Raw genomic sequence first — 21,358 nt, forward strand, 5'->3', positions numbered from 1 at the left:
GTCCTGCCGATCTGCGGCAGTTCGTCCAGCATCAGCCAGACAGGATCCGGAGCGACTTGCGCCGTACGATCAGCAGCCGCATCGGCCACGAATTTGAGGCCCAGCCTGGCAATAGTCGCCGAAAGTTCGGGATAACGCTGCGACTGGCGCAGGATCAGCACCTGCGGTGCGTTGGCCGCCATGACCCATCGCCGGAACGATATCCCGGGCCCTTTCTGCGAGCCCATTCTTGCACAGGCGGAAACGACCAGCAGCGCGTTGGCGATCAGGACCAGGTAGAAGGACATCGCCTGCTTGCGGGTCTCGTCCTGACTGGTGTCCAGGAAGACGGCAGCCGCCGGCTCACGCTCCAGGACGACCCCGTAAAGCACCTCGATCGGGTTCTTGAGGAGCCGTTCGAGGTCAGCCCATGACCAGGTCCGTTCCGGGCTGCAATACTGGTCCTGCAGATGGCCGGTGAGGCAGGCAAGGACTCGCCGCGCGCCGGCGCTCCAGGACGGGTCGCTGGTTTCCGGAATAAGCTCCATTGCCAGTTCCTCGGCATCTTCCCCGCTCACGACGTCGAGCCCCAGATCCCAGCGCCGGCTGCGTGCATCGCCCAGCGACAGCAGCGCCGCGTTGCGGGTCGGCACCCGGGCGGTGACGTCGCCCTTGACGTCGAGCGCCAGCATCCTGTCACCGCGTTCGATCACGCCGTCCATCATCGACTGCAGGATGGTGGTCTTGCCCGCGCCCGTGCCGCCGGCGATCAGAAAATGCTCGGTTTCCAGCTGACGCGGCATCGGGATTCCCTTTGCGAGCTCAATGCCCGGCTCCGTCACGCCGTAGCGGCGGTGCCACGCTGCCAGAAGCGCCGATCCTGCTGCCCGCCCGCGGAGCAGGCGCGAACCCTTAATGTGGCGCACCGAGGGCTGAGCAAGTGTCTGGTCCATGACCAGCCTGTGCGCGGTCATTCCCGCCATCATCGCAGCCAGGATGATCGCCGCTGTCCGGATGGCAAGTGAGACATGCAGATCGAGGAACCGCAGCGAATCCACGATCGTCCAGGGCAGCGCCAGAATGCCGTCAATCCGCGACGACAGGCTGGGCGATAACAAGGCCTCGCCCAGCAGCGTCTGGGCCATCAAGAGCATGAAGAAAAGATCGGCAGTGTGAGCCTCATCGGCAGCTGGCAGCCATGCAAGAGGCGGGAACGCTACGAAGTGAACCGCGATGCCGAGGAGGAAGATGACGGCAAACGCGACGACGTAGGTGATTACCGCCGGCAGCCGCGGTTTGCGCGGCGTCAGGGGATGGATGGTCATTGCGGGGCTCCTGACAGTTTGAGCCGGCCACGCCAGATCACAACCTGGCTGCCTCGCGGCAGCGCGGTTTCCGACGCAGCAGAAATATGACGGTTGGCGCCGGTCACCTGATCAACCGCAATCCCGGTTAGCGAGGCTACGCGACGAAGCGACAGGGTTCCGCCACCGGTGACGTAGACGCAGCCATCGACATGGGCATCGAGACGCGGGCATGCCGGCCAGCGCGACGTTTCGCGCGGACGGGTCCCGGGATCGAGGAATGCCGATACCAGCAAAGGCTGAGCCAGATCCACCGCAAGGCCGATGGCGATGATCGACACCACCATCATCAGCGCCGAGCGGATCGGACGCACGGTCGCGACAGATTTGAGTTTGCCGCCCTTCTCCGGTTGTGGCCTTACGGTCGCAGCGACGGTCCGAGGCGCAACTCCGGCAAGGCCTTCGCGCATCGCCGCCAGCTGCGCCAGCCCATGCGGTCCGAGGAGCGCGAGGGAGCTCGCCGGCAGCGAGATCACCTTGTCCATCGGCATGCGCGCCAGCTTGTGAAGGAGTTCCTCCCGACCTGCCGCGCCTTCCTTCCTGGCCGTCTCCAGTCTCTTCTCGAACTCCGTGGCCGCCGTGTCATTGCGCATCGGAGCCTCCATGGGAAAAACCTATCAGATCACCAAGCGCCTCCTGCGCCGCCGACAGGAAGAAGGCGACATCGCCGCGCAACACCTTTGCCGCAGGGCGGCTGCGCCCGGTCCAGCGCTGGATTTGCGGAATCTCGGCCGCCACCACGTCGACGAAGCGTTTTCCCGCCGCCTCGAACGGCGCCCATGAGCCCGGTGCGATGGCCGGAATCCTGGCCGATACGACCGCTTCGATCAGAGCTTTGAGCTCAGCGCCCCAGATCCGGTCGGCGGGCGAGCCGGGATAGAATCGGAAATTCCCGTCACGCTCATTGAGGATCAGCGCGCGGCGCACCGATGGCAGAACCCGCCCAACCGCGGCACTCGTCCGAACCGCACCCCGCATCGCCTCGGGTTCGGCGGTCGCCGGCACCAGCCAAACGGCGTTGATGCCGGCTTCGACAAGATCGGCGTCAAGATCGATCAGACCGCAATATTCCTCCACCGCCGTCTGCTGCGGGCCTCCGATGTCGACTACGGTCGGAACCCGATCGGCGATCGTCCGTTCGATCGCGGCATAGAGCGGATCGAAAGCCGCAACGATTGCGCCCGGATCCCGGCGCACGTCGTTCATGCTTGCGAGCGACACCGTTATTACGCGGTCTGGATAAAGCGCCGGCAGCCGCTCCTGCTCGTCGATCTGGACGATGCGCGGGGCGATGCCGGCGACATCCAGCAGGTCGGCAACGAGCGCCGAAACAAAACTTTTGCCGATGCCGCCCTTGTCGGAGCCGACAAAGATCAGCGAGGGCGAACCTGCGGGATTGGCTGCCGCGTCTGTCAAGCGGTTGGTTTTGCTTCTGGACATGAGAGAAAACTCCTTGTGTTGTTCACATGCCCATTGAGCCGCAACATTGGTGGCCGACTGCCGTAACGACATGCGGATCTGGTGGACGCGGGCGCCGGTGGCCGGGCGCGGCATGGGAAAGCTCTGCGCCTTGAACGCACAAGGCCGGCGCTGCTCGCGCCGGCCTCTGATCGCGTACATGATGATTTTCCGTCAGGCGGCTGCCGCCATCTCCTGCGTCTGCGTCTGGGTCCGCGCCTTCTGGACTTCCGTCAGGATTGCGGCTGCGACTGGCACTGGCCAGGCGTTGCCGACGAGCTGGCAGATGCGCGGATAGCTCAGCGCCTTGCCCTTGAAGGTGATCCCGTCGAGCCAGTCGTCCGGGAACCCCTGCGCCCTTATCGCTTCCAGCGGAGTCGGACGCCGCACGATGAGGCCGGCTTCCGGGTCGACCTGCACCACCAGGAAATGCAGGTCCGCTCCAGTCATGCCTGGCTTGCAAAGCCCGGAGCCGCTCGCAACCAGCGTCCCTAGCCGCGGCGGATAGAGGACAGAAGTCCCTCCAGCAGGATCGGCGACAGCTTCTTGCCGTTCCGACTCGATGACTCCAGAACCCGCAGCGCCTGCTGCGGCGTGAGCCAGTAGCGCCTCAGGTGAGACGCCGGCGCTTCCGCGATGCGCGAGAATCCACAGGCGCTTGCGACGTTGTGGGACGAAATCGGCGGCGTCGATGACGCGGTGTGCGACGATGTAGCCTCCGGCCCGCAGACGACGATGGAGAGTACGCCAGGCCTTGCCGCCTTCCGAACTTCGGTACCCCTCGACGTTCTCGACAAGGATCCACTCCGGCTGGACTTTCTCGACGATGTCGCAAAACGGGTCCGTGAGGTCCCGGATGTCGCCGGTTCCCTTGCGTTTGCCGGCGATTGAATGGGGCTGGCAGGGCAGGCCTGCGGTGAGGATGTCGATCTTGCCATGGTAAAAACTCCAGTCGATGGCGGGATTGGTGATGTCGCCGAGATCCGGAACGTTGGGAAATTTTTGGGCGAGAACCGCCGAGGCGAGCGGATTTATCTCCGCCACCGCGACCATCTCGCAGGCGATTCCGGCCAGCTGAAACGCCGCCTTATCGCCCGCCATTCCCGTGCAGAAACTTAATGTCCGGAGCGGCGGTGGGCCGCCGGCCGGCTCTGCCAATGCTGTGTTGCCTGTAGTCGTCACGCTGCTGATCCTGCGTTGTTGAACACAGGATCAGCGTGATCGCAGCCGCCACGAAAACCGCCGTAACGACATCAGAACGTCAAAACTACGGGGACAGACAGGGCCCGCCGGTCTGGTCAGGAAATGTTGGGAACCAGCACTTGGGCCGCGGCGATGATTTTCCGGATTGCCGTCTCGTTCTCGGCCAGCCCCTCGGCCTTGACCTGCGGCATGCGTGGCAGCGCAATTCGGGCACCGGTTGCGCGCGGCTCTGATGAAGCGTCCCTCTCATACTCGCCGCGCTGCCGCTTGTAAGTCAGCTCGCGTCGCCACAGCTGGAGGGCGCCGATCGCACGTCGCAGTTCGTCCAGTTCCTTTCGGACTGCGTGGTCGCTGGAAGAATTCGGCTCAAGCTCGAACAGCGCGCGGCGATCAAGAACGCCAAGCACAATGTCGAGCTTGTGGATTGCCGACCGCAGCGATGCGAGCACATCGACATGCTCGCGGTTGACCGAGACGTTTGCAACGTTTGCCACGTCTGCGCTTTCCAGCCCTTCATCGGTTACTTGCCTGCGTATCCGTGATCCGCGTATCGCTGCCTTCTCTTCCTCGCCTTCCGCCTGATCACCTCCGCCGAAGAACGCGATCATCGCCCGAACAATCTCAACCGCGGCAGCACGCTGCCGGGGTCCCATTCCCTTGCCTGGATCGGGCCAGACGATCTCAAGAACGGCGTCGATCAGCTTCCACCCGGCATGTGCCTCGTGCCAGCGCCGGGCATCGCGCCGTGCCGAACGCGCATCGTTCTCCAGCCGATACTGGCGCCCGACCCGCTCTGTCAGGCCCCTGGCAAAGCCCGTCAGTGCATCCGGAAAGAAGCGGGCGAACAGCTTCAGGACCACACGACGCTCGCTCAGAGCGACGTGGTCGAGGGACTCCTCGAAGATGAGACGCACAAGCGCGTGTGACAGCTCGCCAGCGACATCCGCATCTTCAAGACAGAACGAAGCAATCTCGCCGATGAAGGCAACCTGCCCAGGGAGGTCGAGCCCGGCAAAGTGGCTGCCGAGCGCCGAGGACACGGATATGTTCCCGAGACTGCCCACCGCTACGAGACGGTCAGCGATCAATCCGATCCGGCGCGTCTTCCGTACCGGCGTGCCGGCGCCTTCCAGAACGATGGTGGCAAGCGCCGCAACGAACCCAGCCAGATCGCCCGGCGACGCATCGGGCGGAATTCGGTCGGCAAGGGTTTCGGCACGGCGCCGGTAAACCACGCCCGTTGACGGAATGCCGTTGTCGCCCAGTCGCGACAGTGTCTTGAACGTGGCAGCGAACCGCGCTTCCCCCTCGGGCAGGAGACGTCGATGCTGTCCGTCGCCGTCGATGGACAGTTCAATGCTCGCGCCTGGGACTTCACCGAAGAAGGCGCCGAGTACGAATTCGTCCATGATCGTCAACTTGGCGTCGATCCTGGACTCGGTTGCCAGTTCCAGCAGCACGCGTTTTACAGTGCCAGCAGTATGCGAACCCGCATCGAGCTTCCGGCAATGAAGGAAATCCACCATGGCCGCCGCCAGCTCATCGACGACATCACCGGGAAACAGCCCAAGAACCCGCAGCCAGGGTACGATCTCATCACGAAGCCTCTGCAGATAATCGTCGGGAAGCGGGGCAGAGCGACCTGCCATCATGCCGGGGTCTGCCCCCGCAACGCAGATGCCCGCCGGATACGCTTGGCGACATCCCCCAACGCAGCAGGCTGGGTTACACCATGTGGCTGGGGTGCTGCTGCGGTCAGGCGCGGCGAAATGGTTTTCGATACCCTCACACGCCGGCCGGAAGGTTGCCCGCTCGTCGCGGCCTCTTTCTTCTCGCTGTCGGATGCCAGTGCCTCCCGTTCCGCGCGCGACACCATCGCACGCAGGACGCTGTTGGCGAGCGGCTGCCCCGAGCCCGATCGCACGCCGGCGGCCGCAAGGAGGGAAGCGATCTGGCTCCAGCTCGCTCCTGATGCGCGCAGTTCCCGGAACAACGGAAGAAAATCGCGGATGACCGGCTGCATCGCACGCCGCCCCAGCGGTCCATCGAGCGCAACCGCGAACCGGCCAGCTTCTTTCAGCGCTGTCTTTTTCGTGATCATGCAATCAGGCTGTCACGCCGCCCTGCCGGCCGCAACAGCCCGAAATAATCCCCAACGATTCCTGGCTACCAAAGCGTTACGCTTCGTCGCGATCCGTTACAGATTGTTTCATTCACACCTGTGCATCTGTGGATGACACCCGCCCGGCAGGAACTTCTTCGACGTTTCAGCAACCTGCAAAGTCGGGATGCGGTCATCGTTCCAGCCTCGTTAAAGCGGAAGGATTGTCCGCAGGCCCTTCTCTATTCGGCCGTTAGATATCGTGACCCAACGCCGGTCGTTCCCGAGCCCATTTTTTACATCTATCGGGCGTACGATCGCTTTCATCGGGCCGTCTCGAGCTTGTCAATCTCCGCCCGAGCTATGTCTAGGCTCCAACGAAGCAGGGCGACGACCTGCCCTTCGTCGGCGGCTTCCACGTAGCACCGCACCTCGGGCGCGTTACCGGAGACGCGGAAGTGAACGGTGCGGCCGTCGGCGGACAGGATGCGGACGCCGTCGCGGGCGTCGACGCTGTCGATCATGCCGAGATCGGCGAGCAATTCGCGCCGGTAGGCGTCGTCATGCTCCAGCCTGTCGAGGAACGGCGCGCTCGCCCGGCTCGGCACCTCGCGCAGCCGGCCGCTGGCGGCAAGCTGCGACAGGGGCATGCCGCTACGTGCAACCTCGCTCAGGACGCAGACGATCGGCAGCATCGCGTCGCGGGTGGGAAGTGCCGCAAGCCGCCGGCCCTCGCCCTCCACGGGAGACGCGAGCAGCACGCCGCCATTCGCCTCGAAGCCGACCACGCGCGCCGCCCCCGACCGCACGGCGGCGGCCATGCCCTCGATGACATAGGGCGAGCCGACGCGCGTGCGCACGACCTCGCGGAACAGGCCGCACGCCTCCAGCGCCGAGTTGGAGGTGACGGGCGTCACCACCGCATCGGCCTCCAGGAGCGCGGCGGTCATGGCGCCGACCAGATCGCCGCGGACGAAACGGCCGGCCTCGTCGGCGATCAGAGGCCGGTCGGCATCGCCGTCGGTGGAGACGATGGCGTCGAAGCCGCCCTTGCCCGCGAAGCGGTGCAGCAGCGCGACGTCCTCCGGCCGCAGCGCCTCCGTATCGACGGGAATGAAGGCCTGCGCCCGGCCGAGCGGAACGGCCTCGGCGCCGAGCGCCGACAGCAGGTCGACGATCAGGTCGCGCGCCACCGAGGAATGCTGGTAGACGCCGACGCGCAGCCCCGTTAGCGCCTCGCGGCCGAAGAAGTCTAGATAGCGGGCCGAGTAGCGGCCGAGGATATCCGGGAGGGTGCGCAGCTCGCCACGCCGCGGCGCATCCGGCAGCGGCGGCCCGGAATGGATCGCCACGATCCCGGTTTCGTCGCGCTTGTCGATCTCGCCGTCGGCCCGGTAGAACTTCAGCCCGTTGCGGTCCTCGGGGATATGACTTCCGGTGACCATGATCGCCGGCAGGCCCTGTTCCATCGCGCAAAGCGCCAGCGCCGGTGTCGGCACGACGCGGCAATCGAGCGCGTCGAAGCCCGCTGCCCGTATGGCGCCGTGGACGCGGCCGGCGATGGCCGGGCTCGACGCACGCAGATCGTATCCGACCAGCACGCCGTCGCCGGGCCGGATGTCGCCGCGCCGTCCGAGCAGGGCAAGGAAGGCGCGCGTCCAGCTTTCCGCCGGCGGCCCGTCGAGCTCGCTGACCAGGCCGCGCAGGCCGCTCGTGCCGAATTTCAGATCCGCTGCCATGCTTCACACGCTCGCCATCGTGGTTTTCTCTTGCAGGACCGCCTCAGCCGCCGGTCCTATCCCGGATGCGGTGCCTTCGCAGCACCTGCCGGTAAAGGTCGAGATAGGCCTCGCACATGGTTTCGGCACGAAACAGTGAGAAGCGGGCACGGGCGTTCGCCCCCAGCCGGGCCGCAAGCGCGTCGTCCTGCGCCAGCCTCAGCATCGCCTCGCCGAGACGCGCCGGGTCGGCCGGCGGCACCGCGAACCCGGTCTCGCCGTCGAGGTTGATATAGGTGGTTCCGGTGCCGATCTCGCAGGAAATCATCGGCCTGCCCGCCCTCGCCGCCTCGAGCAGCACGACGCCGAACGCTTCCGAGCGCAGGTGGGACGGCAGCACGAAGGCCCGGCAGAGTTCGAGCAGGCACTCCTTGTCTTCCTCCGACACTACGCCGACCAAGCGAACATGCGACGGAATGGGTATGCCGCCTAACTCCGAGCGGTCCACCGCCCCGGCAATAACAACAGGAAGGCCGGTTTTCCGTGCAGCCTCGAGGAGAAACGGAAGACCCTTGTAGTAGCGCGCACTGCCGACGAACAAGAAGAAGTCGGAGCCGACACATCGCAGCCACTCCTCAACACGGACGGGCGGCGGTGGCCGCCGCTCACCAATCCCGAGCGGGATGACCTCGACCTTAGAGCGGTGCCGGCACAGCGTCTCGCTGGTGCGGGCATAGTCGGGCGAGGTGGCAACGATAGCGTCAGCACTCTTCAAGAAGGCATCCATCAGGAAACGGTAGAAACGCAGCAGATGGCGTTGCCGGACGATGTCGGAATGGTAGACCACCACGGAGGGCTTCGACTGGCCATGCAGGAAATACAGCACATCCGCAAATGGCCAAGGGAAATGATAAGTCACGACATCGAAAGGCGCAACAATGCGCCCGAAGTCCCTCGCTGCCTGCAGCGAAAAGCTGCTCGACGCCAGCGTGAAACTCGCCTTCATCGGATGGAGGTGGTGCCGGCCGATCCGCGTCGGCACGGCCGCCGTATCATTGTAAACCGCCATCACATGATTTTCTACACCGCGGTCGGCAAGTCCCTCGGTGAGGCTGTGGATGACGGTAGGAATCCCTGTGTTATCTTCGGGCAGGTAGGTCTTATAGACATGCAAAACTTTCAACACCACCGCCCCCCCATTGCCGACGGCACTAGCTGAACAAAGCCGATATGTACGCTGCGCCGTCGTACGTCAACTTGTCAACAGGCGAGAAGCGACCGACGGCTGTTGCGAAACCCTCTTCTTCCGCCCCCCATTCAAGGGGATGTCGTGGTGCAGATTGTAGTATAGAATGTCTGCTCTCATCGTGCAGGATGGCTCCCCCGGGCCTAGATCCAGCGCGGCAGGCGGTTCAAGGAAACGAGACAGTAGCAGATGGAACTAGCCACAGATCAGCCCGAACATGCGGCATTTTCTCCTCGGCACGGGAAGCGGACATCGTGAAGATAGGAGTAGATGCACGCAATCTCGTGTCGAACATGACCGGGATTGCCCGGCATGTGGTGGAGATGTGCCGCCATCTGGCGCTGCGGGACCACGATCTCATACTTTATCTGCCCGAGGCAATCCATCCAAGTTATCCTGTCATCGAGTGGGCCGAAATCAGAACATCGCATCATCCAGGCACATTGCGGCGCCTGATTTGGGGACAGAGCGAGTTGCCACGCCTCGCCGTGGACGACGGCATCGATGTGTTATGGGGGCCGGCGCACCGCCTGCCCCGCCGACTCGACCCCCGCATCGCTAAGGTAGTCACCGTCCACGACATGACATGGCGCCATGCGCCCTCGTCGATGCGCTGGCGCGGGCTGATCGCCGACAGTCTGCTGATGCGCGACGCCGTCACTGCCGCCGACAGGATCGTCGTCGATTCCGCCGCTACCGCCGCGGCCGTGGCGGCGGAATTTGACGCTTCCTGCCCCAGAATCAGGACCGTCCATCTGGGACTTACGGCCATCGCCGACAGTGACGCCGGGTCGTCTCCCATCCTGTCACGGCTCGAGATAGAGGGTTCCTACATCCTTTTCGTCGGCACGCTTGAGCCGCGCAAGAATCTGAAGCGGCTTCTAGCCGCCTACGCCTCCTTACCGGAGCAGATCAGAGCCGGCCTGCCGCTGGTGCTCGCCGGCGGGCAAGGCTGGGGCTTCACCGATCCCGCCAACATCGCGCGCAGGCTCGGGATCGAGCGTTTCGTGCGATTGGCCGGCTATGTGAACGATGCGGAACTTCACGCCCTCTACAGGGGCGCGCGGTTCCTCGCCATGCCGTCGCTCTACGAAGGCTTCGGGCTTCCGATCATCGAGGCTAATGCCGCGGGAATCCCCGTCCTGACCTCGAACACCTCCTCGATGCCGGAGGTCGCCGGCGATGCGGCCCTTCTGGTCGACCCGCTGGACGTCTCCTCGATCGCGGCGGGTCTGGAGCGGCTCGCCTGCGACGACAACGAACACGCGCGCCTCGCCGCCCGCGCCAGAGCCAACGCTTCCCGCTTCGACTGGGCGAAGAGCGCAGCGGCGATGGAAAGCGTGTTCGAGGAGGCGATCCTCGCGCGCCGTTCCTGTGGGAATGCCGAATGAGGTTTGACGCACCGCGCCCGACATGCTGTATCGGTCCCCGGAAAGAACCTCGCTCCGGATACCAATTGCTGTCCGAATACCTTCAAGACGCCCGCGATAATCAAAGCGGGCTTGAGTGACTGAAGTACGAGAAAACCTAGCCATGACCACGTCGAATCGCGATACCGCCTCTCAACAGGATACCGAACGCAACCGACGGCTCAGCGTCGTCGTTCCGGTGAAGGACGAGCAGGATACGCTGGCGCGCCTCGCCGAAGGCATCTTTGAGGCTGCCCGCGAGAGTCGCGCGAAGAGCATCGAAATCATTTTCGTCGACGACGGTAGCCGCGACAACAGTTGGAACGTGATGTGCGAACTCGCCGAACGCTATCCGGGACAGGTGCGCGCGCTCAGGCTCAGGAGAAATTTCGGCAAATCCGTCGCCCTAGAGACCGGTTTCCGCATTTCGACCGGCGATGTCATCTTCACGATGGATGCCGACCTGCAGGATGACCCGAAGGAAATTCCGCGCTTTCTTGCCGCCATCGACGGCGGGCTGGACCTCGTTTCCGGATGGAAGCGCAAGCGCAACGACCCCCTGTCCAAAACCCTGCCGTCGCGTCTGTTCAATCACACCACCGCCTGGATGACGGGCGTGCCTCTCCACGATTTCAACTGCGGCTTCAAAGCCTACCGGCGCGAAGTGATCGAACAGCTGCGGATCTATGGAGAGTTGCACCGCTACATTCCGGTCTTCGCCAACGATGCCGGCTTCCGCATAGGAGAGATCGAGGTCGAGCACCACCCGCGCCGGCACGGGGTAACCAAATACGGCATCGAGCGCTACGTGCGCGGCTTCCTAGACCTCATCACCATTCTGGCGACGACACGCTATCTGCATCGGCCAGGCCACATGTTCGGTGGCCTGGGCGTGATTCTGGGCGCGCTCGGCGCCATCATCATGGTCTATCTTGGCGCGCTGTGGATTCTCGGCCATCCGATCGGCAACCGGCCGCTGTTCTTCGTCAGCTTCCTGATGTTGATCTTCTCCGTCCAGATGATATCGCTCGGCATCATCGCCGAATTGTTTATCCGCCTCTCCGATCCAAGACGGGTCGCGGACCTCGTCGTCGAGGATACCGCCCCCGCAGCCGTCGTGCGCTCGACCCTGCAAGAAGATCGGGTCTGACAATCCGCTTGCCGCATGCAGGAGACCGATGTGATGTCAAAAATCAGGATAGAAGATGGCCTTGTCGTCGGCACCTCGGGCGACAAGTATACGTCGAAAAACCCCATCGCCCAGTGGATGGTCGGCAACTTCGACCGAACTGTCTCGGAACTGGCGGCCAAGGCACAGCCGTCCACCATTTTCGAGGTCGGATGCGGCGAAGGTCATATCGTCCAGTTGCTTCTCGAGGCGACGCAGGCAACCATCCATGCAACCGATATTTCCGCCAGTTGCGTCGCGGAAGCCAGAGCGAATGTCCGGTCCGAACGGGTCTCCTTCTCCGTCGAGAACCTGCTGACGGTGTCGCCTCCCGAGACCCCCGCCGATCTCGTCGTATGCTGCGAGGTGCTCGAGCATCTGGACGATCCGCAAAAGGGGCTCGACGCGCTGGCCGCGCTCGGCGCCCGGCACTATCTGCTCAGCGTTCCGCGCGAACCGCTCTGGCGCATCCTGAACTTTTCCCGCGGCGCCTATGTCAGGGACTGGGGCAACAGCCCCGGCCATTTGCAGCACTGGAGCAAGGGCGGCTTCCTGAAGTTCATCGGCAGGCACTTCACGCCGGTCGCCGTTCGCTCGCCCATCCCGTGGACCATGGTGCTTTGCCGGCCAAATGGGCGCTAGACCGGCCCACCTGATGAAGGCCGCCGGCTCGGCGCTCGCCATCGCCTCGATCGTCTTCATCGCCCTCATGTTCTGGCGGGAACGCGAGACGCTGTCCACGTTCCGCCCCGGCGCGGCGGGCGCCGCGGTTCTGGCCGCGTGCGCGCTGGCCTACGCCGCGCTCGGCTACGTGCTCGCCGAGGCGTGGCGCAGCCTGCTGCTGTGGGCCGGCGAGGCCGAGGCCCGCGGCAGCGACACCCGCCGCATCTACGCCAGGACCCAGATCGCCAAGTACATACCCGGCAACGTCGCCCAGTTCGCCGGGCGGCAGTTCATCGGCCGCCAGGCGGGCTGGACGCATGTCGGCCTCCTGCTGTCGACCGTGTTCGAGCTGGTCTCGCTCGTCTTCGTCGCCGCCTCCATCGCCACGCTCGCCATCGCCGCCGGCGCGCGCGGCCTCGTCGACCCGCGCCTGCTGCTCGCGGCGGCGATGCTCACCCTCGCCGGGCTCGTCCTCCTGCCGCGCTTCGGGCCGCGCGCCCTGTTGCGGCGCTGGCCGGAGGCCGCGCAGCGCGTCGCCGGGCTGAGAATCCGCAACCTGTGGCCGGTGGCCGCGCTTCACGCGCTGTTCTTCGCCGCGGCGGGCGTCATCCTCGTCTTCGTCGCGCAGGTCGTCACCGGCGACTCCGTTCCCTACGGGCAATGGCCCGCGGTCGTCGGCCTCTATGCGATCGCCTGGATCGTGGCGACGCTGACGCCCGGCGCGCCTTCCGGCATCGGCGTGCGCGAGGTGGTGCTGGTGGCGGGCCTGGCCTTCATGACATCGGCCGGCAGCGCCATCCTCGTCGCCACCCTGCTGCGGGCGGTGACGGTCGCGGGAGACCTGCTATTCTTCCTCGTCGCCGGCTTGAGGCCGGCGCGGTAGCCGGCAGGACGGCGAGGCGAGGACACCGCTTTCGAAGAGGAATCCCCATGCGCAAGGCAGGCAGCCCGACGGAACGCAAGGAAAGGCATCCCGCATGACATCCACATTGCTGAACGCCCTCGAAACCCTCCTGCCGGCCGTGCTGACCCTTCTCTACGCCGCGCTGATCGGGCTTGGCGTGCAGGCGGCGGTGGCCGGACATGTCCGCTTCCCCCGGAGCCTCGGCATCACCGCCGGCATCGGCCTGAGCCTGACTGCGCTGCTGATGGTCTACAGCTATCGGCTGTTCGAGAACCCGACCTTGCCGATCGTTCCGCTGGCGGTGTTGGCGGTCGTCACTATAGCCGCTCGTCTTTATGTCGAGAGTTCGAAGAAACGATCTGGCATTTCAGCGGTGCCGCCCAGAACGCTGCGGGGCGCGGTATTGCCCGGTTATCGGGAAATTTTTCCTGCCGTTTTGACAATCATAATAATGATACCGGCAACGAAATATGGATTAACTGCCTGGACTACGGGTGTGGCGGATTTTCCCAATTACGCGGCATCCGCCGACATATGGACAAACTCCTCTGCTGCTTTCGCCAGCAAACATCCAGACGCTTTCGGCGCTCTCCAACTGGATCGAGCCAGCCACGAAAAACCCATGGTCACTGCCGTTCTGGTATTGATCAGCAAGCTATCATTTCACCCACCGTATCGCCTATTGAGCCCTCTTTTCGCTGTTTTAATTTTTATTTCTCTGTCATCTTTCCATTCTTTGGTCCGGGTGATTTTCAGAATCCATGATCTGCCAGCTGCTCTGATTATTTCGCTTCCCACTTTTTCTGTGATCCCTCTGTCGCGAATCTATGATGCCCAGCCCGGACAAGTCGCCGCAATCGCCTTGCTCGCTTGCCTCTTAGCTATACTGGCGACCTCCGCATATCGAAACAGTTTAGGTGAAAAGCTGGTCCTTTCCTCCGTTGCTGCGGTAGCGGGTGCAGCAGCTCTTGGTTCCAATCTAACACTCGTTGCAGGAAGCAGCGTAATGTTGGGTGCAGCGTTCCTTTGGGTGCTTTCCAAGAAACCTTTTCCCTTTCGCAAGAGATTGGAGTCGGCAATTTTTTGCGCAGGTCTGACGGTTTTACTTAGTATACCAATGTATAATATGTACTATACTTCATTTATGTTGCAAACAAGTGGGCTTCCGGGGTTCGACATTCCCTTTGCGGGCCCATTGGCCATGATCGGTCAACAGATGTCCCTTGGTGATGTTGCACCTGAAAAACAGGTGTTGTTATCTTGGTGCGTCGTGATCGCAACCGCTTTGGTTGTTCTTTGGGCGTATCCTTCCAGACGATTCAGGTTCCCGTTTGATCTTCTCTTCTTAATTGCAACGACGGCGAATGCATTGCTCATCGGCTTGAAATTGGGATGGAGCAATTATGCCACCCATAAATGGCTTGCCATGTTCATCGCGTTTGCCGTCCCGCTTCTGATCGCTTATGGAACATCCGTTCTGCGAGGAAAAAGCAGGATTGGGCTGATCATGCTGATGTTCCCATTTGCTGTTCTGAGTGCATCCTTTGGTCTTCAGTATGGGTTCGGTATCCAGTATGTCATCGGCGATGATCTTCTTAGCCTAAGAGAGGACCAGGTTCTGTCGAGTCAGGATTCTATCAATATTCGTCTTGGCGACCTTCGGGAGAACTCGATAGCTGCCCTTGTCATGCCCACTCGCACTGTCATCGTTACCGAGCGCACATATGCAGCGGCGTCCGTTCCCGGCGAAGGGTTGTCTCTGGTCCGTAGAGATCGTGCTGATGCGGAGAAGTATCCTGAATCGATCTTATTGAACGAATCTTACGCGTTGATCCCGACGTTTCTTCCATTGGATGGAGATTTGGTGGCATTTACGACCCAAGGTTCGAGGCATTTTCTTTTCGGAGGCTGGCACGATACCGAGGGATGGGGGACTTGGTCAGGGCGCGGCAGTAATTATGTAATATTCATGCTGCCCGAAGCATATCGTGGGGGCGACATCATGTTGACCGTCACGGGTATTGCGTATGTTCCCCAAAGTATGTCGCAAATCGTGGAAATCTTCATCAATGACGAACTGGTCGCTACGCGGCAGTATCCTGCTTCGGACGGCAATACGTTTGAGATTCGTGTCCCTGAACGAATTCTGGAAAGCCGCGATGGACGTGTGATGGTTGATTTCCGCGTAGCTCAACCGTATTCACCGTCGCAATTCGGCTCAGCGGATGGCAGGGCACTGGGTTTTGGCTTATCCCAGTTAGGTATTTCACCCATTCAGTAGCGTTACCAGCTTTTTGCTGCACATCGTCGTCGGTCACGGCATGTGGGCAATCTATCCACGTCCCTCGCCCGGTGCGTACCATCACGGGTTTCACAAGGTGAGGCCCATGGAAAACACGCCCAATCTCGATCTTCCCTACATCCTGCCCTCGCAGGCGCAGAAGCACGTCACCCATAACGAGGCGCTGGATGCGCTCGACGCGGTGGTCCAGCTCAGCGTGCTCGACCGCGACCTCGCCGCGCCGCCGCCCGGCCCCGACGAGGGCGATCGCTACATCGTCGCCGCGCCGGCCAGTGGGGAGTGGACGGGGCAGGAGGACAGAATCGCCGTTTTCCGCGGCGGCGGCTGGCTGTTCGTTGCCCCCCGGCAGGGCTGGCTCGCCTTCGCTGTCGACGAGGGCATCCCGCTCTGCTTCGCCGGCGGCGCGTGGAAGCCCCTCGGTGAGACGCTGAAGACGCTGCAGGCCATGAGCCTCGTCGGCATCGGCACGACGGCCGACGCCGTCAATCCGTTTTCCGCCCGCCTCAACAAGGCGCTGTGGACGGCACTCGCCTCCGGCGACGGCGGCGACGGCGACCTGCGCTTCACCATGAACAAGGAAGGCATCGTCAACACCGCCTCGCTCCTCTTCCAGAGCGGCTGGTCGGGCCGGGCCGAGATCGGCCTCGCCGGCTCCGACGATCTCGCCGTCAAGGTCTCGCCCGACGGCAGCACCTGGCATCAGGCCTATGCGATCGAGCGCGCCAGCGGCGCGATGGCGGTTTCCGGCGCCATCCGGTTCGATCACGGTGTCGGCATCGGTCGGCAGCCTCCCATCGTCGGCGGCCTGTACTTCAACCGTTCGAACGGAAATCCGTTCGTCGTTTTATCCGGCGGCGAGGCCTCGGCGCCGGTTGAAATCGGTCAGCTCCGGGGCTCCTCCTCGACTGGTGCTATCGGCTTCACCAATGCGTCACTGGGATGGGGCGTGGCCTACAGAACCAGCCTGAACCGCGTCGGCATCCTGACGGACAGTCCCGACTATACGCTGTCCGTGAACGGCATTGCGGCGCCGCATGTCGACAACGCATATTCGTGCGGCACGGCATCGCGTCGCTGGTCGACGATCTACGCCGCGACGGGGGCGATCAACACGTCCGACGCGCGCGACAAGGTCGTGGAGGCGCAGATCGGCGCGGCGGCCGCGCGCATCGTCGATGTGGTCGAGCCCGTGCTCTACCGGTGGAAGGTGGGCGGGGTGGACGTGGTCGAGGCCGGCACGGAACGCATCCCGGACGGCGAGAACGCCGGGGGCGAACCCGTCTTCATCGAGCGCCCGATCACCGAGGAGCAACCGCGCCCGGGCGTGCGGCTCCACGCCGGCTGGCTGGCGCAGGACGTCAAGACGGCCTTCGACGCGGAAGGACTCGACTGCGGGGCCTGGGGCCTCGACGCCCCGGACGACGCCGGCAGCCGTCAGTGGCTGCGGCCCGACCAGCTCCTCGCCTTCCTGTGGGAAGCGCTGCGCCAGACGCGGCGGGAGCTGAAAGCGCTCGTCGCGCTTCAACCGGCCTGAGCGCGGCAACAGCCGGGCCGGCGGATCGACCGCCCTGAAGGGCGCTGTCCAACCGGGCAGCGCCTTTCCTGCTCCGTTCGATGCGTAGCGCAGCCCCGGCTGCCGCTACGCCGCGTCCGAAGAAAKGGCGGCCGCCGCGGCGGTCGAAGGAGAAGACGGCTGGGGACCCCGGTGAGGCGCCGCCAGGACGCCGAAAAGAATGTCCACCACGGCTTCCCAGGAATTGCGGTCCGCATACACCCGCGATTGGGCAGCAAGCCTCCGATAGTATGCCGGATCAGACCGGATGTCCTTCAATGCTGCGGCAATCGCCTCCGCCTGCGCCGGGCAGGTCAGCGCCGTGTCGCGCAGATCGTCGAATATCCGGGACGGGCTGACGATCACGGGAAGTCCCGCGGCGATCGCATCCGCCGCCGCCGCGCTGCCGCCCTCGGAACTCTCATCATAGGCGAAGACGGCGATATCCGCATCGCTCAGGGCGACGAGCAGGTCCTGCTTGTCCTGGTAGGTCGTGTCGAGCGTGATCGCATCTTCCAGATTGTTTCGGGCTATCGCATCGAGAACCTGCGCGTGCGCACGGTCGGAATCCGCGCTCGGATAGAGGGGGCACAGCAGCCGCATCCCGAAGCAGGGCCAGCGCATCGACGATGATGTCGAACCGCTTGTGCTCGCGCAGGAAGCCGTTCGACGCAATCGTAAACGGCTTCTCCTCGCTCGCAGCCGCGCTCTTTGGCTCGCCCGGCAGGGTCGGAATGGCAAGCGGCAAGTGCAGCGCCTCCAGTCCGTACCGGTGCATCAGCCGCAGGTCTTCCCGCTTGTGCGCGATGATCGCGACGCCGGATTCGGCCAGTTCCTTCATCAGCGGGATCTGCGATCCGTCGAGAGAATGCACGATGATCGCCGCGCGCATTCCCCTGTCCAGCAGCAATCGTGTCAGCCTGCGCAGCTCATGCCCGCCGAGAAATCCCGGGTGGTGCTGAACGATCGCCAGCTCGGCACCGGAGGCATCGACAAGAGCCTCGATGTCGCCCGCCAGACGCGTATCCACGTATCCGACAGTATCGTGGAACCAGCCGATGGAGGCCTTGCCTTCGAGCCCGCGCAGGTCGGGCTGTGCGAGCGGCGTCTCGCAGGTAAGCACCGTGGACTTGAAGCCGTGGCGGTCCATCTCCGCCATCAGATGCCGCGTGTATTCGCCAATTCCGCACTTCTGTCCGACCGTGCTGACATGCAGGGTCTTGATCGGATTGCCTTCCGAAGCGCCGCGCCGCTCCTGCCCGGACCGGCGCAGGAAACCGGTCTCCAGCACCTGACCGAGGCGCGGCGAAAGGCGTTCCCAGGCAAAGCGGCTTTCGACCAGGCGCCGGTTGGCCGCGCCCGCCCGCTCACGCAGCGCGGCGTCAGATGCGTAGCGGGACAAGGCCGCAACCATGGCATCCGGGTCGCACACCTCGATCCCGTAGGATGAGGCTTCGACAATACCGCGCGCACCGATGGGCGTCGTGACGATCGGAAGTCCGGCCGCCGCGAAATCGAACATCTTGATATTGGTGCCCGAACCGGAAAGCATCGGATTCACGGCGATATCCGCCGCATTCAGCCAACGGGTCTTGTCCTGTTCGGAGAGCGAGCCGGCGAGCCTTACGTTCTTCGGCACGCCGGAAGGAAGCCGATCGCAGACGCCGCCCGCGACCACGAAGAGCATTTCGGGGCACGACGGAGCGAGCTTCTCGACGACGATCTTTGCCGCCTCCACATTCGGCATGTAGTCGCTGCCGATGAAGAAGGCCGTAGAACGGTCTTCGGGAAGGCCGAGCGCCGACTTGAGAGCGGCTTTTTCCGCGGCCTCGACCGGGACGATGCGCTGGGAGAACACGCCGTTGGGCACCAACTCGATGCGGGAAAGCGGCCAGCCGTATTTCTCGGCGAAGCGGGCCGCATCCCCGGCCGAGCAGGCCAGAACCAGATGCGCCCGGTCTCCTACCAGCCGCTCGGCCGTTTCGACCTGATCCAGCACATAGGACTGGAAGGAATCCCCGCGCTCAAGAAGCTGCTCGCGCAGATCGAGCTCCACATTTTGCGAGTCGTAGACGACGAACTTCCCCTCAAGGGCGCCATCGTCGATCAAGGGTGCAACCCAGGGGTGAGAGAAGACCACGATATCGGCCCAGTCGACCGCATGCTTCGCTTCGTCCAGGTAGGCCTCGGACAGATGGCCCTGCACCCCGAACAGCATGTCGATGACGACGCGGCCGCCGGCCTTCCGCCTCGCCTCCTCGGCCGCCTTGTGATGGGCGTCGCTGAGGGGCACGACGATCTCCTTCAGCGAAGGAGTAAGCTGCTCCTGCCGGAACTCCTCGCCCGGCCAGTCGTAGCTGCCGACATAGCGGGTTTCGAACTGCTCCCCGAGATCATGGTAGAGGCCGTAGAGACGCAGGCGGCGGCCGGCGTGATCGGCTGCATGTCGAGCACTGCAACCTTCAGCTTGGACGGCGCATTCCTGAAGTCGCGCTCCGCGGCCGGGTCGAGCAGGATTTTCGCGACCCTTTCCCACGTGATGTCGCGGGCGACGTCGGACGCCTCGAGGCCCATCTTCCGCGCTTCGTCACGATCGGTCCAGAGCCGCTCCATGGCCTTGCGGATGCTCTGCGCGTCCGGTTCGGCGACGAGTCCCGTTTCTCCGTCCCTGACGAACTGAAGCGGCTCTCCGGAATCGAGGCAGGTTATGACCGGCTTCGCATAGGCGAACGCCTCGATGGTGACATATCCGTAGTCCTCACGTACCGGGCAGAACACGACGCCGAGGCAGCGCCGGTAGAGGTCGGCCAGGCGGGCATCGTCCACATGCCCCACGAAGACGATGCGCTTGTCGCCATGGGCCAAGGCCCGCAGCGTGGCTTCGTCCTCGCCCGTTCCCGCGATGACGAGCTTCATCGGCAGGTCCGAGGCCCTTATCGCCTCGATGGCGAGGTCCACCCTCTTCCACCGATGCAGACGGCCGGGCATGAAGAAATAATCCCCCATCGGCCCCGCAACGATCCGCTCCATGTTCAGCGCGGGGTGAAGCGTCGTGGCGTCCAGCCCGTTGAACGAGTTGAGACGGCGGGCGACTTCCTCGCCGATCGCATACCGGCGTTCGATGGCCCCCAGCGCCTCATTGTCCTTCTCGTGAATCCACCGGCGTTGCGCCAGCCGGCTTTCGTCGGCATCCGGAAATGCCGTCACGAACATGTCGTAGAAGACCCTGATCGTATGGACGAGGTACAGCACATGATTGCGGTGCCTCACGCAGTAGGACGGGGCCTTGGTCGAGATCACGAGATCGTAGGCGTCGAGATCGAGCGCCTCGAAGGCTGCATATCCGGCCTGGATCGCCTCGAAGGACGACTCGTCGAACGGCACGGTAACGAGATCGGCTTCCCACCCCAGATCGCGAATGGCGCCGACGAGGCCGGCATAAAGCCGCTCCGCGCCGCCAGTGATCCCGTCGGGGGAAACAGGCGCCACGACGGCCACGCGCCCCGTTTTGCCGGACATGCCCGAAAGCGGGGAAGCCTGCATCGAACGGGTCTGTATCGAGGACAGCGCCTCGTCGTACTCCGGCCAGCGCGAGCGGGCGGCCGCCAGCCTCAGTTTCTGGTGGAGGCCATTCGGCAGGAATGCCGCGATGCGTTTCGCCAGCCGTGCAAGACGGGGGCGCCTCAGCACGAAACGGGCAAGCCGCGCGAAAGCGGCCCGCAGGACGCGGCGCGGGCGCGACCCCGGCTTGAAGGAGATCCACGCCCACACACCCCGGGCAAACCAGCGGGGGCCGCGCATCAGCCAGCGAACCGCGCGCGACACGGCGCGCAAAGGTGCGGTGATGCGCCATGACGTCGAGGCGCGCAGCGCGGCGATCTCCTGTCCGAGCTCGTCGCCGCGGCGGGAGGCCAGATCGTGGGCCTGCGAAAGCTGCGCCAGCCTGTCGTCGCGCGCGGCAAGATCGGCCTGCAGGCGCGGCGACGACCTCGTCGCGCGACGCCATTTCGCGCCGGTGCGCTTCCCGCAATTCGTCCATCACCGCCCCGATCTGTTCGGTATTCCTGTCGTGCAACGAGCGGATTTCGGCCTCCGTCTTGCGCACCGCATTGTTCAAGGGGTCCATGTTCGCGGGGTTCGGCTGTGTCGCGGCGTCTACGAAGGGAGACAGTATGTCCTGCGCCTCGCCGGACTGCTTGTGCGCCAGACAGGCGTAGTCGCGGGCGGTGTCGAACATCGTCTGGAACGCCTGCTCCATCGCCCCCGCGGTCTCGTCGACATCCGCGCCGTT

Annotated in this window: 17 protein-coding genes; 7 read left to right on the forward strand and 10 right to left on the reverse strand. The window is 64.0% G+C overall.

The window, feature by feature from the left end; all coding sequences use genetic code 11:
• From L610_RS12845 to L610_RS12865, 5 genes are all read right to left on the reverse strand, one after another.
• A partial coding sequence (locus tag L610_RS12845) for a helicase HerA-like domain-containing protein (RefSeq protein WP_144705517.1) occupies positions 1-1,304 on the reverse strand: 1,304 nt, incomplete at its 3' end.
• Positions 1,301-1,936: a hypothetical protein gene (locus L610_RS12850; RefSeq protein ID WP_144705518.1), complete on the reverse strand. Its 636-nt coding sequence runs from the start codon at positions 1,934-1,936 to the stop codon at positions 1,301-1,303. The genes L610_RS12850 and L610_RS12845, both read right to left, overlap by 4 nt.
• Positions 1,926-2,783, reverse strand: a complete 858-nt coding sequence (locus L610_RS12855; RefSeq protein ID WP_144705519.1) for a hypothetical protein — start codon at positions 2,781-2,783, stop codon at positions 1,926-1,928. Before L610_RS12855 ends, L610_RS12850 begins: the two co-directional genes overlap by 11 nt.
• 192 nt (positions 2,784-2,975) lie before the next feature.
• Positions 2,976-3,983 carry a DNA cytosine methyltransferase gene (locus L610_RS12860; RefSeq protein ID WP_256366553.1) on the reverse strand — a complete coding sequence of 336 codons (1,008 nt, stop codon included), beginning with the start codon at positions 3,981-3,983 and terminating at the stop codon, positions 2,976-2,978.
• Positions 3,984-4,099: 116 nt separating this feature from the next.
• Positions 4,100-5,413: a hypothetical protein gene (locus L610_RS12865; RefSeq protein WP_144705521.1), complete on the reverse strand. Its 1,314-nt coding sequence runs from the start codon at positions 5,411-5,413 to the stop codon at positions 4,100-4,102.
• On the opposite strand from L610_RS12865, the gene L610_RS12870 reads away from it, so the two are divergent.
• Positions 5,330-6,241, forward strand: coding sequence for a hypothetical protein (locus L610_RS12870; protein ID WP_144705522.1), 912 nt, complete (start codon positions 5,330-5,332; stop codon positions 6,239-6,241). The two genes, L610_RS12865 and L610_RS12870, sit on opposite strands and share 84 nt — an antisense overlap.
• Positions 6,242-6,428: 187 nt before the next feature.
• Here the strand turns inward: L610_RS12870 and L610_RS12875 are convergent, their stop codons facing one another.
• Together L610_RS12875 and L610_RS12880 are read right to left on the reverse strand one after the other, a co-directional pair.
• Complete coding sequence (locus L610_RS12875; protein ID WP_144705523.1) at positions 6,429-7,844, reverse strand: phosphomannomutase; 1,416 nt, start codon at positions 7,842-7,844, stop codon at positions 6,429-6,431.
• Between the two features lie 43 nt (positions 7,845-7,887).
• Positions 7,888-9,009: a glycosyltransferase gene (locus L610_RS12880; RefSeq protein WP_210246015.1), complete on the reverse strand. Its 1,122-nt coding sequence runs from the start codon at positions 9,007-9,009 to the stop codon at positions 7,888-7,890.
• A 314-nt stretch (positions 9,010-9,323) separates the two neighbouring features.
• Here L610_RS12880 and L610_RS12885 point away from each other — a divergent pair, with 314 nt between their 5' ends.
• The 6 genes from L610_RS12885 (at position 9,324) to L610_RS12910 (ending at position 17,049) form a co-directional block, all read left to right on the forward strand.
• Complete coding sequence (locus L610_RS12885) at positions 9,324-10,460, forward strand: glycosyltransferase family 1 protein (RefSeq protein ID WP_144705524.1); 1,137 nt, start codon at positions 9,324-9,326, stop codon at positions 10,458-10,460.
• 142 nt (positions 10,461-10,602) lie between these two features.
• Positions 10,603-11,628, forward strand: coding sequence for a glycosyltransferase family 2 protein (locus L610_RS12890; RefSeq protein ID WP_144705525.1), 1,026 nt, complete (start codon positions 10,603-10,605; stop codon positions 11,626-11,628).
• 33 nt (positions 11,629-11,661) lie between these two features.
• Positions 11,662-12,288, forward strand: a complete 627-nt coding sequence (locus L610_RS12895; RefSeq protein ID WP_186441465.1) for a bifunctional 2-polyprenyl-6-hydroxyphenol methylase/3-demethylubiquinol 3-O-methyltransferase UbiG — start codon at positions 11,662-11,664, stop codon at positions 12,286-12,288.
• A 13-nt stretch (positions 12,289-12,301) separates the two neighbouring features.
• On the forward strand, positions 12,302-13,192 hold the full coding sequence (locus tag L610_RS12900; protein ID WP_144705527.1) for a lysylphosphatidylglycerol synthase domain-containing protein: 891 nt from the start codon (positions 12,302-12,304) through the stop codon (positions 13,190-13,192).
• Between the two features lie 94 nt (positions 13,193-13,286).
• Positions 13,287-15,494, forward strand: coding sequence for a hypothetical protein (locus L610_RS12905; RefSeq protein WP_144705529.1), 2,208 nt, complete (start codon positions 13,287-13,289; stop codon positions 15,492-15,494).
• 106 nt (positions 15,495-15,600) lie between these two features.
• Positions 15,601-17,049, forward strand: coding sequence for a DUF2793 domain-containing protein (locus L610_RS12910; protein WP_186441467.1), 1,449 nt, complete (start codon positions 15,601-15,603; stop codon positions 17,047-17,049).
• 105 nt (positions 17,050-17,154) lie between these two features.
• On the opposite strand, the gene L610_RS20540 is transcribed toward L610_RS12910, so the two are convergent.
• The 3 genes from L610_RS20540 to L610_RS20545 are packed head-to-tail and all read right to left on the reverse strand — an operon-like array spanning position 17,155 to position 20,868.
• Entirely contained in the window at positions 17,155-17,601 is a 447-nt protein-coding gene (locus tag L610_RS20540; RefSeq protein ID WP_246659012.1) for a glycosyltransferase, read from the reverse strand.
• The gene (locus tag L610_RS12915) at positions 17,492-19,360 is read right to left on the reverse strand and encodes a glycosyltransferase (protein WP_144705533.1); all 1,869 of its coding nucleotides are present in this window, start codon (positions 19,358-19,360) and stop codon (positions 17,492-17,494) included. The genes L610_RS20540 and L610_RS12915 overlap by 110 nt, the downstream gene beginning before the upstream one ends.
• A gap of 11 nt (positions 19,361-19,371) precedes the next feature.
• Entirely contained in the window at positions 19,372-20,868 is a 1,497-nt protein-coding gene (locus L610_RS20545; RefSeq protein WP_144705536.1) for a glycosyltransferase family 4 protein, read from the reverse strand.
• Between the last annotated feature and the right edge of the window lie 490 nt (positions 20,869-21,358).

The organism is Aminobacter sp. J44, assembly GCF_007829415.1.
In the GTDB taxonomy this organism is placed as follows: Bacteria; Pseudomonadota; Alphaproteobacteria; order Rhizobiales; family Rhizobiaceae; genus Aerobium.